Source organism: Aliiroseovarius sp. PTFE2010, assembly GCF_049943335.1.
In the GTDB taxonomy this organism is placed as follows: Bacteria; Pseudomonadota; Alphaproteobacteria; order Rhodobacterales; family Rhodobacteraceae; genus JBNFVY01.
Map to the genome: position 1 here is coordinate 541,801 of NZ_JBNFVY010000001.1, position 15,060 is coordinate 556,860.

The 15,060-nt window shown below is 62.3% G+C and carries 13 protein-coding genes; 10 read left to right on the top strand and 3 right to left on the bottom strand.

Features of this window, described 5'->3' with window-relative positions; translation table 11 throughout:
• Window positions 1–309 precede the first annotated feature (309 nt).
• Both lysA and ACP2AV_RS02645 read left to right on the top strand, forming a co-directional pair.
• Entirely contained in the window at window positions 310–1,575 is a 1,266-nt protein-coding gene (gene lysA, locus ACP2AV_RS02640) for a diaminopimelate decarboxylase (RefSeq protein ID WP_426371100.1), read from the top strand.
• 35 nt (window positions 1,576–1,610) lie between these two features.
• Complete coding sequence (locus tag ACP2AV_RS02645; protein WP_426371101.1) at window positions 1,611–4,247, top strand: TIGR02302 family protein; 2,637 nt, start codon at window positions 1,611–1,613, stop codon at window positions 4,245–4,247.
• Here ACP2AV_RS02645 and ACP2AV_RS02650 read toward each other — a convergent pair whose 3' ends face one another.
• Window positions 4,248–5,171: a zinc-ribbon domain-containing protein gene (locus ACP2AV_RS02650; RefSeq protein ID WP_426371102.1), complete on the bottom strand. Its 924-nt coding sequence runs from the start codon at window positions 5,169–5,171 to the stop codon at window positions 4,248–4,250.
• 158 nt (window positions 5,172–5,329) lie between these two features.
• On the opposite strand from ACP2AV_RS02650, the gene ACP2AV_RS02655 reads away from it, so the two are divergent.
• The 4 genes from ACP2AV_RS02655 to ACP2AV_RS02670 are packed head-to-tail and all read left to right on the top strand — an operon-like array spanning window position 5,330 to window position 8,288.
• The gene (locus ACP2AV_RS02655; protein ID WP_426371103.1) at window positions 5,330–6,001 is read left to right on the top strand and encodes a cell division ATP-binding protein FtsE; all 672 of its coding nucleotides are present in this window, start codon (window positions 5,330–5,332) and stop codon (window positions 5,999–6,001) included.
• Window positions 5,998–6,900, top strand: a complete 903-nt coding sequence (locus tag ACP2AV_RS02660; protein ID WP_426371104.1) for a cell division protein FtsX — start codon at window positions 5,998–6,000, stop codon at window positions 6,898–6,900. The genes ACP2AV_RS02655 and ACP2AV_RS02660 overlap by 4 nt, the downstream gene beginning before the upstream one ends.
• Window positions 6,897–7,658 (top strand): lysophospholipid acyltransferase family protein, encoded by a 762-nt coding sequence (locus tag ACP2AV_RS02665; RefSeq protein WP_426371105.1) that lies wholly within the window; start codon window positions 6,897–6,899, stop codon window positions 7,656–7,658. Before ACP2AV_RS02660 ends, ACP2AV_RS02665 begins: the two co-directional genes overlap by 4 nt.
• An 18-nt stretch (window positions 7,659–7,676) precedes the next feature.
• Complete coding sequence (locus ACP2AV_RS02670) at window positions 7,677–8,288, top strand: pyridoxamine 5'-phosphate oxidase family protein (protein ID WP_426371106.1); 612 nt, start codon at window positions 7,677–7,679, stop codon at window positions 8,286–8,288.
• Window positions 8,289–8,383: 95 nt separating this feature from the next.
• Here the strand turns inward: ACP2AV_RS02670 and ACP2AV_RS02675 are convergent, their stop codons facing one another.
• The gene (locus ACP2AV_RS02675; protein ID WP_426371107.1) at window positions 8,384–9,346 is read right to left on the bottom strand and encodes an acetyl-CoA carboxylase carboxyltransferase subunit alpha; all 963 of its coding nucleotides are present in this window, start codon (window positions 9,344–9,346) and stop codon (window positions 8,384–8,386) included.
• A 120-nt stretch (window positions 9,347–9,466) separates the two neighbouring features.
• Between ACP2AV_RS02675 and ACP2AV_RS02680 the strand changes: the two genes are divergently transcribed.
• Window positions 9,467–10,303: an AraC family transcriptional regulator gene (locus ACP2AV_RS02680; protein WP_426371108.1), complete on the top strand. Its 837-nt coding sequence runs from the start codon at window positions 9,467–9,469 to the stop codon at window positions 10,301–10,303.
• A gap of 287 nt (window positions 10,304–10,590) precedes the next feature.
• Here the strand turns inward: ACP2AV_RS02680 and ACP2AV_RS02685 are convergent, their stop codons facing one another.
• Window positions 10,591–11,547 (bottom strand): L-malyl-CoA/beta-methylmalyl-CoA lyase, encoded by a 957-nt coding sequence (locus tag ACP2AV_RS02685; RefSeq protein WP_426371109.1) that lies wholly within the window; start codon window positions 11,545–11,547, stop codon window positions 10,591–10,593.
• 400 nt (window positions 11,548–11,947) lie between these two features.
• Between ACP2AV_RS02685 and dgcN the strand changes: the two genes are divergently transcribed.
• From dgcN to ACP2AV_RS02700, 3 genes are read left to right on the top strand one after another with little or no spacing between them, the layout of a single operon-like run.
• Window positions 11,948–12,949, top strand: coding sequence for an N-acetyltransferase DgcN (gene dgcN / locus ACP2AV_RS02690; protein ID WP_426371110.1), 1,002 nt, complete (start codon window positions 11,948–11,950; stop codon window positions 12,947–12,949).
• Window positions 12,950–13,006: 57 nt separating this feature from the next.
• Complete coding sequence (dgcA, locus tag ACP2AV_RS02695) at window positions 13,007–13,969, top strand: N-acetyl-D-Glu racemase DgcA (RefSeq protein WP_426371350.1); 963 nt, start codon at window positions 13,007–13,009, stop codon at window positions 13,967–13,969.
• A gap of 19 nt (window positions 13,970–13,988) precedes the next feature.
• The gene (locus ACP2AV_RS02700) at window positions 13,989–14,849 is read left to right on the top strand and encodes a D-amino-acid transaminase (protein ID WP_426371111.1); all 861 of its coding nucleotides are present in this window, start codon (window positions 13,989–13,991) and stop codon (window positions 14,847–14,849) included.
• Window positions 14,850–15,060: the final 211 nt, after the last annotated feature.

Below are 15,060 nucleotides of genomic sequence, written 5' to 3' on the forward strand. Positions count from 1 at the left end.
GCATCTTGTTGGTCTGCCGGCGCCGCCGCTGACCATCTCTCGCCCCGTGTCTTTGCCCTTACGGATGAAGCCCAAAACGCCTTCGCCGAGGGCCGGGCTGAACCGCCCGCGCTTTCACGTGCTGGCTGATGGTTCGGCCCCAAGTCACAATCGCGGTCTTGGATTTCTTGTTCCGCGACGCGGAACGGTCGGGCGCGCCAGTGCAGCACCCTACCAGATTTCAGCGTTTCCCTTTCGTCAACTTGCACATCTGCGTGGCATCCGACGCAAAAGGGCGGTATGCAGCGCTCCGACCAGACGGAGCGAAACATGGATCATTTTCTCTATCGTGATGGCGTCTTGCACGCCGAGGATGTGCCCCTACCCGATATTGCGGCCGCCGTGGGCACGCCGTTCTATGTCTATTCGACCGCGACGTTCGAACGCCATTTCCGCCTGTTCGACGAGGCACTTGCCGGAATGGATCATTTGGTCTGCTACGCGATGAAGGCCAATTCGAACCAGGCAATCCTGACGATACTGGCCCGTCTGGGGGCAGGATGCGATGTCGTCAGCCAGGGCGAATACCTGCGCGCCAAAGCCGCCGGTTTTCCCGGCGACAAGATCGTATTTTCGGGCGTTGGCAAAACACGCGAGGAAATGCGCGTGGCGCTTGAGGGCGGGATCCGCCAGTTCAACCTTGAAAGCGAACCGGAAATACGCGCCCTGTCCCAGGTGGCCAGCGACATGGGCGTCACAGCGCCGGTTACCGTGCGGGTAAACCCCGATGTCGATGCCAAAACCCACGCCAAGATCGCCACGGGCAAATCGGAAAACAAGTTCGGAATCCCCATTGCCAAAGCCCGCACGGTCTATGCCGAAGCGGCCAGCCTGCCGGGGCTGAAAGTGATCGGGATCGATGTGCACATCGGCTCTCAGCTGACCGATCTGGAACCGTTTCGCTCCGCCTACACCAAAGTCGCGGAGCTGACCCAGCAGCTGCGCGCGGATGGGCACGACATCCAGAGGCTTGATCTGGGGGGCGGATTGGGCATCCCGTACGAGCGGTCCAACAGCGCACCGCCCCTGCCGCTGGATTATGGGCAGGTGATCCGCGAAACCGTCGGTCATCTGGGTTGCGAGATCGAAATCGAACCGGGCCGCCTGATCGCGGGCAACGCGGGCATCCTTGTGTCATCGGTGATTTACGTCAAAGAAGGCGACGGAAGGGATTTCCTGATCCTCGATGCGGCGATGAACGACCTTATCCGCCCGGCCATGTACGAGGCGTATCACGACATCGTGCCCGTCATCGAACCAACACCGGCGACGGAAACCGCAGCGATCGATATCGTCGGACCGGTGTGCGAATCGGGCGACACCTTTGCCAAGCAGCGCGACATGCCGCCGGTCGGTGAAGCGGACCTGATCGCCTTTCGGTCGGCAGGCGCCTATGGCGCCGTGATGGCGTCAGAATACAATTCACGCCCCTTGATCCCGGAAGTTCTGGTGAAAGGCGATCAATTCGCTGTCATACGGCGGCGTCCCACCTTTGACGAGATGATAAATCGCGATACGATCCCCGCGTGGCTCTAAAGCGCACTGCGCGCTGGCCGGCAACCGATGGGTGCATGCGAGACGACGATATCTCAAACCCGCAAGTGTTGGGCACATTGCGTTGGCAGGTCCGCCTTACTTGGCTGGGGCTGTTTTCAGAACGCTGTCTGAGAGGTTTCTGGCCCTTCGCGTCGGTCGTCATGACCGCTTTGGCGGCATTGATGTTGGGCCTTCAGGACATCTTGCCCATCGAAGTGGTCTGGGGCTTGGCCTTGATCTCGGTGCTTGGCGGTTTGGGTGCTCTGGTTTACGGGGTGCGGCAGTTTCGCTGGCCAAGCCGGGCCGAAGCCTTGGCCCGACTGGACGAAACCCTGCCCGGCCGTCCGATTTCCGCAATTCTGGATGAACAGGCCATCGGCGCTGATGACGCGGCATCGCGTGCCGTCTGGCAGGCCCATCGCAAACGCATGGCCGCCCGGGCAGCTTCGGCGCGCGCGCCCAAGCCGGACATGCGCATCGCCGCGCGTGACCCTTGGGCCCTGCGTTATGCGGCGCTGCTGGCCTTGACGGTTGCGGTCATCTTTGGGTCGGTCCTGCGCGTGGGGTCGATATCGAATATGGCCCCCGGGTCTGGCACGCAAATCGCAACTGGCCCGAGTTGGGAGGGCTGGATCGAACCACCCGCCTACACCGGGAAACCTGCGCTTTATCTGCCTGATCTTGATCCCGGCACGCTTCAGGTGCCGGTCGGATCTACGGTGACCTTGCGCCTTTATGGCGAGATTGGCGACCTGATCGTCAATGAAACGGTTTCCGGGCGCATCGGGGAAGTGCCCAGTGCGGCCGAACCGACCCAGAGCTTCGGTGTCACACAAGCGGGACGGTTGGCCATCGAAGGGCCGGGCGGGGCCGCCTGGCGGGTAGAGATTGCCCCGGACGGCAGGCCGCAAGTGCGGCTGGACGGACCCATGGAGCGCGCCGCCAACGGCGAATTGCAGCAACCCTTTGCAGCCTCGGACGACTATGGCGTCGTGGCCGGACGCGCGATCTTGACGCTTGATCTGGACGCGGTGCCGCGCCGCTTCGGCTATGTCCGAAATCCCGATCCGCGGGACGACATCGTGCTGGATCTGCCGATCACCATTTCCGGAACTCGCGCGGATTTCACCGAAACACTGGTCGAAAATCTGTCCGAACACCCATGGGCGGACTTGCCGGTTCGTCTTCAGTTGACGGTAGAGGATGCCACCGGGCAAGTCGGCACCTCGGCTCCGGTGACGGTGAATCTTCCGGGGCGGCGGTTCTTCGATCCCGTGGCCGCGGCCATCATCGAAGAACGGCGTGAACTACTTTGGCATGCGGACAATGTCGACCGGGTCAGCAAGGTTCTGCGCGCGATCATGTACCAGCCCGAAGATCTCTTCAAGGATAAGGGCAGCTACCTGCAGCTGCGCATTGCGTTGCGCCGAATGGAGTTTGCGCGCGACGCCGGGACATTCGACAGCACGGCACGAGACCAGATTGCCAAGGTCCTGTGGGACATCGCCGTGGGGATCGAAGATGGCACGTTGGAAAATGCGCTGGAGCGGTTGCGCCAGGCGCAGGACAAACTGGCCGAAGCCATCCGGCGTGGGGCATCTGACGATGAAATCGCAGAATTGATGCAAGAACTGCGCCAGGCCTTGGACGAATACACGCGCCAGTTGGCCCAGCAGGCGCAGCAAGATGGCAATCAACAAGCGCAAAACCAACAGAACATGCAACAGATTACAGGCGATCAATTGCAGCAGATGTTGGACCGCCTGCAGCAGTTGATGGAAGAAGGACGCACCGCCGAGGCGCAAGCGCTGCTGGAACAATTGCGGCAGATGATGGAAAACATGCAGGTCGCGCAAGGCCAGAACGGACAGGGCCAGCAAAGCCCGGGCCAGCAGGCGCTGAACGGCCTGAGCGAGACCCTGCGTGAACAACAGGGCCTCAACGACGAAACGTTCGGCGATCTGCAGGAACAATTCGGCCAGAATTCGGGCCGGCAGGATCAACAAGGCCAAGGCGGTGAACAGGGGAACCAGGGCGCGCAGGGTCAGGGTGGCCAGGCACCAAACGGTCAAGGCGGTCGTGGGCAGGGCCCAGACCCCAATGGTGGACCAGCGGATGGCTCGGGCAGCGGCAGTGAGCGCGCCGAAGGCGGATCCGGTGTCGGCGGCAATGAGGCGCAATCCCTGGCCGGGCGCCAGCAGGCGCTGCGCCAGGAGCTCGATCGACAACGCGGAAATTTGCCGGGCGCTGGCACAGACGAAGGTGAGGCTGCGCGCGATGCGCTCGACCGTGCGGGTCGGGCGATGAACGAGGCCGAGCAGGCCCTGCGTGATGAAGATTTCGCGCGCGCCCTAGACAACCAATCCGATGCGATGGAGGCGCTGCGCGAAGGCATGCGCAATCTGGCCGATCAAATGGCGCAGCAGCAGTCGGATCAGCAAGGTCAGCAAGGTCAGGCGATGGGCCGGTCAGGGCTGCCGCAGGGGCAAGACCCGCTGGGCCGAAGTTCAGGCAATGCAGGCCAAGTCGGCACCGAGGATTCGCTGCTTCAGGGGGAAGATGTGTATCGCCGGGCGCGCGAGTTGCTGGATGAAATTCGCCGCCGTTCATCAGATCGCGAACGCCCCGAAGAAGAGCTTGAATACCTCAAGCGGTTGCTGGATCGTTTCTGATCAGCCGCCGCTGTTGAGCTGATCCAAAAGCAGGGTCAGTTTCGCCACTGCCCCCTGCATCGCAAGATCCAGCCAATCGCGCAGACCGTTCACCGTGTCGACATACGCCGTCAGGCCCCCTTCGAGGGCTGGAACCTTGGCCGCGATCAGGGCGGCCAGCAGGTAAAGCCCGATCAACAGGGCAATCACCACCACAACGGGCCAGAAACCCAATCCAAAGCCACCACGGCGCTGCCCGGTGGCGACCGGCGCTTCTTCGTAGTCCCCAGTCGGTTCATCCGCGCGCAGCGTCGAATTGATTTCTTCGATATCCGGCAAAAGGTCGCGCCGGCGCCCACTGGCCGCAGCTGCCCCCGCCGCACCCCCGGCCTCTTCGACGCCGCGAAGGCGGGCCATCCGTTCGCGCAGTCCCCGGCTTTCCGATCCCGATGACTGGCTTTCGTCCAGGCCCAGGTCCGGCTGGCTTTCAAGGGTCTCGGATTGGCGCGCCGCGGTTTCGCGGGCCGCCTCTTCTTTCAGGATATCCAGAACGCCCTGGTCCAGCTCTCGCCGTTGCAGCTTTGGTTCGGCAGGTTCGCTTTGGGGGTCTGCGGCGACGTCTTCTTCGCCGAATATTTCATCCTGATCCTCGCCTGTGGGGACCGTGGCATCCCCGGCATCGTCGAAAAATTCAGCCGCTTCGGCAGGATCGTAGTCGGCGTGACGGTCGGGCGCGATTTCTTCGGCGGAAAACTGCTCATCTGCCGGTGCAACGCCCTCGTGCGGGGGGCTTTCCAGTTCTTCTGCAAGCCCGGGGTCCTGATCCGCAGGCCGCTGAAACCACGTATGACCGCAGTTTGAGCATTGAACATCGCGTCCACCATCGGGGATGACCTGGACGTCAACTTCGTATTGAGCCCCGCAATTCGGACAAATAAGCCGCATTAATCCCTCTTACCCCATGATCTGCGCCAAGGGGTCCTGCCCATTTCACGGGTAATTGTTATCGTTCATCAGTCGATTGTCCATTACTTGTGTCGCCCAGATTGCAACAACCGGCGCAGTGAGGCAAAACTGTCGCCATAACAACCCGGGGGACAGCAGTGATCGAGTTTCGGGACGTCGCCTATGGGTATGGCGATGGCGACCTATTGGCGAACATTGATGTCACGCTTGCGCCCGGGGGGTTTTATTTCCTGACCGGACCGTCCGGCGCGGGCAAAACGACGTTTCTCAAGTTGTGCTACCGCGACCTTGCCCCGACCGCCGGGCAGATTTCGATCCTGGGGCAGGACGGGGCCGGATTGACGCGCGAAGATGTGGCGCAGCTGCGCAGACGCATCGGGGTTGTCCATCAGGATTGTCAGTTCCTGGACCATCTGAGCGTCGGGGAAAATGTCGTGCTTCCACTGGCGGTGTCCGGCCGTCCACGTGTCAACGAAGATCTGCACGATTTGTTGCACTGGGTCGGACTTTCCGCGCAGATCGATGCATTGCCCCCCGAGCTGTCGGGCGGCGAACGTCAGCGCGCGGCGCTGGCGCGGGCGGTCATCATGTCGCCAGACGTGGTCATCGCGGACGAGCCGACGGGAAATGTCGATTGGGAAATGTCCCTGCGATTGCTCAACCTTCTGGTCGAACTGAACAAGATGGGCAAAACGATTGTGATCGCAACGCATGACCTGAACTTGATCCGTACCGCCAAAAGCCACGTTTCGGCACGGGTCTTGCGGATTGCGAACCGGACACTGGTTCAGGCGGGATCGGAACTATGATGCGACCCTCCAGGATCATGGCTGGCATCCTGCAAAGCGGCCCGTCTGACCGGATCGTTCCCCCCAGCGGGTTCACCGCGCAACTGACGCTTTTTGCATCGGGCGCGATGGCATTTCTGGCGGTATTCGCACTGGCGCTGTCCCTGGCGTCGGCGCGATTGGCCGATCGCTGGGCTGAGGGGCTGGCGCGCACGGCGACGGTCCGCATTTCCGCGCCCGAGGGCCAGGTGGAACAGCAAACGCAGGCCGCGTTGAACATTCTGCAGACCACGCGCGGTGTCGCGGGCGCGCGGGCGCTGGATCCCGCCGAGGAACGGGCCTTGCTCGAACCGTGGTTCGGCCCTGACCTGCCGATCGACAGCTTGCCGATCCCCCAGTTGATCGAGGTGGTCGAAACAGAAGAAGGGTTCGATGCGGACGGGTTACGCTTGCGTTTGCAGGCCGAGGCGCCGGGCGCCGTACTGGACGACCACACCCGTTGGCGAGAGCCTCTGGCACGGGCCGCAGGCCGGCTGAAATTGCTGGGATTGATTGCCATTTGCCTGATTGCCGCGACCATGGCCGCGATGGTGACATTGGCCGCGAGCGCAGCTTTGGCCGCGAATGCACAAGTCATCCGGGTTTTACGCCTGGTCGGTGCGCAAGATGGGTATATTGCGGGCGCATTCGTGCGGCGGTTTACATGGCGTGCCTTCGTTGGCGCGGGGGTGGGCGCTCTTGCAGGGTTGGTCGCGGTGCTTCTTTTGCCTGCGGGCGAAGACGATGGCGGTTTTCTGACCGGGCTGGGCTTTCAGGGCGCCCATTGGCTGTGGCCATTCGTGGTGCCGGTCTTTGGCGCGGCCGTGGCGTTTTTGGCGACGCGCGCGGCGGCACGTCGAAGCTTGAAGGAACTGATGTGATGGTGGCAATTCAATGGCTGCGTTCGGTCGCATTCATTCTGTCGATGTACATCGGCATGGCCGTCATGGCGGCCTATTACATTCCACTGACCGTCTGGGATCGCGTCTGGGCCTACCGCGCTGTGAACGCGTATTGCCGCTATGTGCGGTGGATTGCGTCGTGGATGATTGGGCTACGCTCGGAAATCCGGGGCGAGGTGCCGCAAGACGAAGTCGTGATCGCATCGAAACACCAGAGTTTTTTCGATATTATCCTGATCGTTTCTGTGGTGCCGCGCCCCAAGTTCATCATGAAAAAGCAAATCCTGTGGACGCCGATCGTGGGCTGGTTCGCCAAACGGATCGGCTGTGTGCCCGTGGATCGCGGCAAGCGCAGCCTTGCGATCAAAAAGATGGTCGCAGATGTAAAATCGGGGGACGCGCCGCCGGGGCAATTGATCATCTTTCCGCAGGGGACACGCGTCGCGGTGGGGGCCTATGCATCCTACAAGGTGGGCACAGCAGTTCTTTACGGCGAAACCGGACAGGCCATCGTGCCCGCGGCAACCAATGTCGGCGTCTTCTGGCCACGGCGCGGGGTCATGCGCAAACCCGGGCTTGCCGTGTTGGAATTCCTGCCACCGATTGAACCGGGATTGGACCGTCGCGATGTCTTGGCCCGGCTGGAACACCAGGTGGAAACGGCGTCGAACAATTTGATGGAAGAAGCGGGAATACCCTCGGTCGATCTGCCGCAAATCGGCGGACCCACACGCTGAAAAGAAGGCAATCGTAAAATGGCTGAACCATGGATCGACGATGTCGAAGCCCTTGACGCCATTTACGACACCGCCCCGGCACAAGCGTCGTTGCGCAAGGTCGCCAGGCGCCTGACCCCGACCTATCGCAAGTGGATCATGGCGTCGCGCTTTTGCATCGTGTCGACCGTGGGGCCCGAGGGGGCAGATGGCAGCCCACGTGGCGACGACGGACCGGTTGTGAGCGAATTGAATGCAGGTACGCTGGCCTTGCCTGACTGGCATGGAAACAATCGCGTGGACACGTTGCGCAACGTGGTCCGGGACGGGCGCATCGCGCTGTTGTTCATGGTGCCGGGTTGCGACAACATGGTGCGGGTGAATGGGCGCGGGCGCGTCAGCGCGGGGGCTGACCTGCGGGCCCGTTTTCAGCGCGATGGCAAGCAGCCGCGCACGGTGATCGTCATTGCGATTGAAGAGGTCTATTTCCAATGCGCCCGCGCCATCCGTCGGTCGGGTCTGTGGAACGGGCAGGGGCCCGACGATCTGCCAACCGCGGGTGACATCCTGGCCGAAATGACCCAAGGCGACATTGATGGCGCGGCCTATGACGCCGAATGGCCCAAGCGCGCCGACAAGACACTGTGGTAATTGCTTGGCGCGCCGCTCTGCCAATGGCGCTACAGGCCGATGTCCGCGACTGGCACGAACGGCGCTGCCGCCGGGCCCGCGCCGGTGTATGTCGCTTACGCGGCCAGCCCCTTGGACCCCATGTCCAGAAATTTTTTGCGACGATGGGCCAACAACGCATCGGGTTTCTTCTTTTCCAGCCCGTCCAGCATCGACTTCAATGCTTTGCCGACCGCGGCAATCGCGTCGGTCGGGTTGCGCTGTGCGCCGCCAACCGGTTCGGGAATGATCTGGTCGATCACGCCCAGTTTCTGCAGGTCTTGCGCGGTGATACGCATGGCTTCGGCGGCATCTTGCGCCTTGGCCGCATCTTTCCACAGGATTGACGCGCAGCCTTCGGGTGTGATGACCGAATAGATTGAATGTTCCAGCATCGCGACCTTGTTGGCCGCTGCCAGCGCCACGGCCCCGCCCGAACCGCCTTCGCCGATAATCACTGAAACCACCGGAACCTTGACCGAAAGGCACATTTCGGTGCTGCGGGCGATGGCTTCGGACTGGCCGCGTTCTTCGGCCCCTTTGCCGGGGTAGGCACCGGGCGTATCCACGATGGTGATGATCGGAATAGAGAATTTGTCGGCCAGTTGCATCAGGCGGATCGCCTTGCGATAGCCCTCGGGGCGGGCCATGCCGAAATTACGCTCGATCCGCGACTTGGTGTCGTTGCCTTTTTCCTGACCGATGACCATCACCGGGCGATCGGCGAATCGTGCCAATCCACCCATAACGGCGTGGTCATCGGCAAAGTTCCGGTCGCCCGCAAGCGCGGTGTATTCGGTAAACAGCGCTTCGATATAGTCCTTGCAATGGGGCCGGTCGGGGTGACGGGCCACTTGGGTTTTGCGCCAGGGCGACAGATCCTTGTAGAGATCGCGCAGCATCTCGCGCGCTTTCTTGTCAAGCGCGGCGGCTTCCTTTTCTACGTCCATCTCTTCGTTCTGGCGGGCCAGAGCGCGTAATTCCTCGGCTTTGCCTTCGATATTGGCCAGACCTTTTTCGAACTCGAGATAGTTGCTCATCGCGTGCCTCATGCCACTTGGTGTTGCACCGTATATGGCGGTCTTGCCGATATTATGCAACTCAGCAAGACCTGCATATCATTGCCATGGCATGGCACGGGTGCACCACAAGAGGTACGCATGGCACAGAGTTATGAGGACCGGCTGATCCGGGTTGTGACCTATATCCACGATCATCTGGATGGCGATCTGTCGCTGGATGCCTTGGCCGATGTGGCCGCGCTGAGCCGGTTTCATTTTCACCGGGTCTGGACGGGCATGACAGGTGAAACACTGGCGCAAACCACGCGCCGCATTCGGCTTTACCGCGCAGCCGTTGCCTTGGTGCAAGAGCCGGGCGATCTGTCCAGCATCGCCGCCCAATGCGGCTATCGTGATCAGAGCGCCTTTACCCGTGCCTTCCGCGAGACATTTGGGATTACGCCAGGTGTTTACCGCGCCCGTGCAAGGGCGGTGCCGCCTCTGCGGGCCAAAACAGGAAAGAGTGACAAGATGTATGATGTCGATATCAGGATGAGCGATTCCAAACGCATCGCGGGGATCATGCACAAAGGTGATTACATGACGATTAGCCAGGCGTTTGAAACAGCGAGCGCCACGATGGCGGCGCGCGACGGGTTTGCCCAGACGCGTGGAATGGTCGGGCTGTATTGGGACGATGCCCGATCAAAACCCAAGGATGAGCTGCGCAGCTGCGCCGGCTTCATCGTCAGCGACGAATTCATTATATCGCCGCCGTTCGAACAGGTCGATCTACCCGGTGGGCGCGTGGCGGTGCTGACCTTTCGCGGTGCCTATACCGGGCTGCAAGGGGCCTATGACTTTCTGTTCGGCGACTGGTTGCAAAGCAGCGGCGCGGTGCCGCGCGACGTGCCGTGCCTTGAGCTGTACGTCAACAGCCCCGCAGACGTGCCGCCGCAAGACCTTGTGACCGAAATCCACTTGGCGTTGGAGTGATATGTATCGGGAAAGGCCGACTTCAGGACACTGGACGCGGCACTTGAGGTGAAAGCCGCGCGCCGAGGGATCTGTTCCTGGGCCCCGAAATGGCGTTTGCATCCGTGGCGGGATTGCAGCGGTGGGTGAAGACGACGATCCGACTGGCGCGGCTTCAGGGGCGCGGGGGATTCCGGCGGTCTTTTGTCTGGCCTGAACTTGAAGCGCGCTCAGGCGGTGCCGCCTATCGGCGGCGCTGGATGTCTCGCGGCCCGCCGGGGCGGGCCGCTCGGGTGGTCAGTGGGCGGTCACTTTGCCAAAAGCTCGGACTGTTTCACAATCACTTCGGCCTGTTTGATCGAAGCAATGTCGACCAAGCGCCCCTTGTAAACGGTTGCGCCCGCGCCGGTGCGTTTGGCTTCTTCCATCGCGGCGAGGATCTCGCGCGCTTCGGCGACCTTTTCGTCGGTCGGGGTGAAGACTTCGTTCGCCAGCGCGATCTGCTTGGGGTGGATCGCCCATTTGCCGACCATCCCCAGCACAGCTGAACGGTGCGCCTGTGCGCGGAAACCGTCATCATCGGAAAAGTCGCCAAAGGGGCCGTCAACGGGCAATAGACCGTGGGTGCGGCAGGCCGCCACAATGGCCGTCTGGGCCCAGTGCCACGGATCCGACCAGTATTTCTGGCCTTCGTGCAGCATGTAGTAGTCTTCCTGCGTTCCACCGATGCCGGTGGTTTGCATGCCCATCGACGCCGCATAGTCGGCGGCGCCAAGGCTCATCGCCTCCAACCGCGGGGACGCGGCGGCGATTTCTTCGACATGCGCAAGGCCGGCTGCGCTTTCGATGATAACTTCAAAGGCGATTTTCTTGCTGCGGTTCTTGGCCGCTTCGACGGCGGTGACCAGCGCGTCAACGGCATAGATGTCCGCCGCATTGCCCACCTTGGGGATCATGATCTGGTCCAGCCGGTCGCCGGCCTGTTCCAGAATGTCCACCACGTCGCGGTACCAGTATGGTGTGTCCAGCCCGTTGATCCGCACGGCCAGCGTCTTGTTGCCCCAGTCGATGTCATTGATCGCTTCGATGACATTCTTGCGGGCCTGTGTCTTATCGTCGGGCGCGACGCTGTCTTCCAGATCCAGGTCGATGACGTCGGCGGCGCTGGCGGCCATTTTTTCGAACAGCTTCGTGTTCGAACCAGGTCCGAACAGTTGGCAGCGGTTCGGACGGGCGGGTGGCGTGGGCTGGATGCGGAAGGACATGAGCGGGCCTTTCGGTAAGGAAATTGCGTTTGGGTTGCTGCGAGGGTTATTAAAGTGCGCATTTGCGCGCAAGGCGATTCTGCTCTGCAGCGCTACGCGTGGGCCCTGGTACAGCGCGTGATGGCGCTTCATGAAGTCAAGGCCGGGGCGATCGACCAGCGCTTGAGTGCGGGCCGGCAAAAGGCCACTGGCGATGTGCTTGCAGCCAAGGGGGCTGGGTCGCGGGCCGCACGATTCATCGGCGCATTTCAACGCATCGCGCTGGCCTGCGGGACATTCTTTCACGACGCCGCCGACCGCGGCATTTTCTGCCGAATGTTGCGCCAAGCCTGCGCAACTTCGGTATTTCATTTCAGCCGATCCGGCGCACCCTTTCCCAAATGCAACGGAGGCTGCTGCGATGATCAAGACACCCTATCTTCTGTTTCTGGGCGACGCTGTGGACCCGCTGGCCGCGAAGGTCGCGCAGGGGATCAAGGACTGGCGGCCCGAATACGCTCTGGGCCAGCTTCGCCTGCCCGGTTGCAAGGCCGACATGGGCATCGCGGACATGGATCTGCAACAGGCGTGGGATGCGGGCGCGCGCACGCTGGTGATCGGGGTCGCTAACCGGGGCGGCTATATCAGTGAAAGCTGGCGTGCGGTGTTGCGCGAAGCGCTGGAAACCGGGTTCGACCTGGCCTCTGGGTTGCACAACTTGTTGCAAGATGACCCCGAACTGGCCCAACTTGCGGCGCGGCTGGGGCGTGATTTGCACGACGTGCGGGTCCCCTCTGTTGCCTATCCCATTGCCGGGGGCATTCCACGTAAAGGCAAGCGTGTGCTGGCGGTAGGCACCGATTGCTCGGTGGGCAAGATGTACACTTGCCTGGCCTTGGAAAAGGAAATGCGGGCCCGCCAAATACCCGCCAGTTTTCGCGCGACGGGGCAGACCGGTATCCTGATCACCGGGGGCGGGGTGCCGCTGGACGCGGTAGTCGCTGATTTCATGGCCGGGTCGATCGAATGGCTGACGCCGGACAATGACCCTGACCATTGGGACCTGATCGAAGGGCAGGGATCGCTGTTTCATGTGTCTTATTCGGGGGTTACCCTGGCGCTGATCCATGGCGGGCAGCCCGACGCGCTGATCCTGTGCCACGAACCCACCCGGCCCCACATGCGCGGCCTGCCCGGCCACCAGGTGCGCACGCTTGAGGACCTGGCCCAGGTGGCCCTGCCGCTGGCGCAGGTCGCGAACCCTGACTGCGTGATAGCGGGCGTGTCGGTCAACACCCAGCATCTGAGCGAGGACGACGCGCGGGCCTACATCGGCGAGACCGAAAAAAACCTGGGTCTTCCGGCGTGTGATCCGTTCCGTCAGGGCGCGGGCAAACTGGCCGAAGCACTTGCGGCCCTGTGAGCGGCGTGGCATGAATTATCTCATGATCTTGGGGGGATACGGATGAACGGGCCCGACATGCAGGTTGAGGTGACCGCAGATATCTTTCCCTTGGCCGACGTCTTTACCATTTCGCGCGGCTCGCGCACCGAACAGGCCGTGCTGAGCGTGTGTGTGCGCGCCGGCGGGCATGTCGGGCGCGGTGAATGCGTACCCTATGCGCGCTACGGCGAAACCCTTGCAAGCGTGCAGGCCCAGATTGAAGGCGCGCGGTTTTCAGACCGTGAGAGCCTGCAAAGCGCGCTGCCGCCGGGGGCTGCGCGCAATGCTCTGGACTGCGCGCTGTGGGATCTTGAGGCCAAGCAGACCGGTCAGCCCGTTTGGCGCCGGGCAGGGTTGTCCGCGCCGGGCCCGGAAATCACCGCCTACACGCTGTCGCTGGACACGCCCGTCAAGATGCGCGCCGCGGCGGCGCGCCATGCGGATCGCCCCTTGCTCAAGATAAAGCTGGGCACAGCGCAGGATCTGGCGCGGCTGGAGGCGGTGCGCGCGGGGGCGCCAAAGGCAGACATTGTGGTGGATGCGAACGAAGGCTGGAGCGCGCAGGACTACGCCGGTCTTGTTCCGCATTTACAACAGCTTGGCGTGGTGCTGGTCGAACAACCCCTGCCTGCCGGGCAGGACGAGGCCCTGCGCGACTTGCCGCGCCCGGTGCCGATCTGTGCGGATGAAAGCTGTCATGACCGGGCGTCGTTGGCTGATCTGGCGGGCAAGTATGACGCGGTGAACATCAAGCTGGACAAGACCGGCGGGCTGACCGAGGCACTGGCCCTGCGCGCGGCGGCATTGGCCGACGGGTATCGCATCATGGTCGGGTGCATGGTCGCAAGTTCGTTGGCGATGGCGCCGGCCGTGCTGGTGGCGCAGGGCGCAATGGTGACAGACCTTGACGGGCCGCTGCTTCTGGCCCAAGACCGCCCGCACCCGCTGCGATATGATGGCGCGCGGGTCTATCCGCCCGAGCCTGCGCTTTGGGGTTAAGTCAATTGAAGGAGCTGACATGAGCCGCATCGTTTACGTCAACGGAGAGTATGTGCCCGAACAAGAGGCCAAGGTGTCGGTCTTTGACCGCGGCTTTCTGATGGCCGACGCGGTCTATGAGGTGACCAGCGTGCTGGACGGAAAGCTGGTCGATTTCGATGGCCACGCCAAGCGGTTGCAGCGGTCGATGGATGCGCTGGACATGGCCAGCCCGGTGACGATGGACGAACTTCTGGCGATCCACCGCGAACTGATCACCCGCAATGATCTGGAAGAAGGCGGGGTCTATCTGCAGGTCACGCGCGGCGCGCCGCCGGACCGCGATTTCGCGTTCCCCGATCCCGAACAGGTGCCTAGCGGCTTGGTATTGTTCACTTTTGCCAAAAAGCTGGCGCAAAGCGCTGCCGCGGAAAAGGGCATCAAGGTCATTTCAATCGAAGACCAGCGCTGGGGGCGGCGCGACATCAAGACGGTGCAGCTGCTTTACCCGTCGATGGGCAAGATGATGGCCAAGGCCGCAGGCGCAGACGATGCCTGGATGGTCGAAGACGGCGCGGTCACCGAAGGCACGTCGAACAACGCCTATATCGTCAAGGGCAACACGATCATCACCCGCGCGCTGTCCAATGACATTCTGGCCGGGATCACGCGCGCGGCGCTGCTGCGCTTTGCAAACGAAGCGCAGATGAAGGTGGAAGAGCGCAACTTTACCATCGACGAAGCAAAGAGCGCGGACGAAGCGTTCATCAGTTCGGCAACGACATTTGTGCACCCGGTGGTCGAAGTCGATGGGGTGCAGATCGGGACCGGCAAGCCGGGATCGGTCGCCCAGCGCCTGCGCGAAATCTACATCGAAGAAAGCCGCAAGGCGGCCGTCTGACGCAACATGACGCAACGCGCTCTGCTGGGGCGCAACCTGGCGTGCCGCGGCGCAACGTTGCGGTGCCCGGCGCCCGCGTTAACCCAATGATTGCTGGGATGCGCGGTGTCGGCAAAGCGTCGGCATTGCGTCTGCATCGCGTCGGCAGGCTGTCGGATTTGCGTCGGGCACATGTCGGGCAAAACGCCGATTAACGCAACGCGCGGCGCGG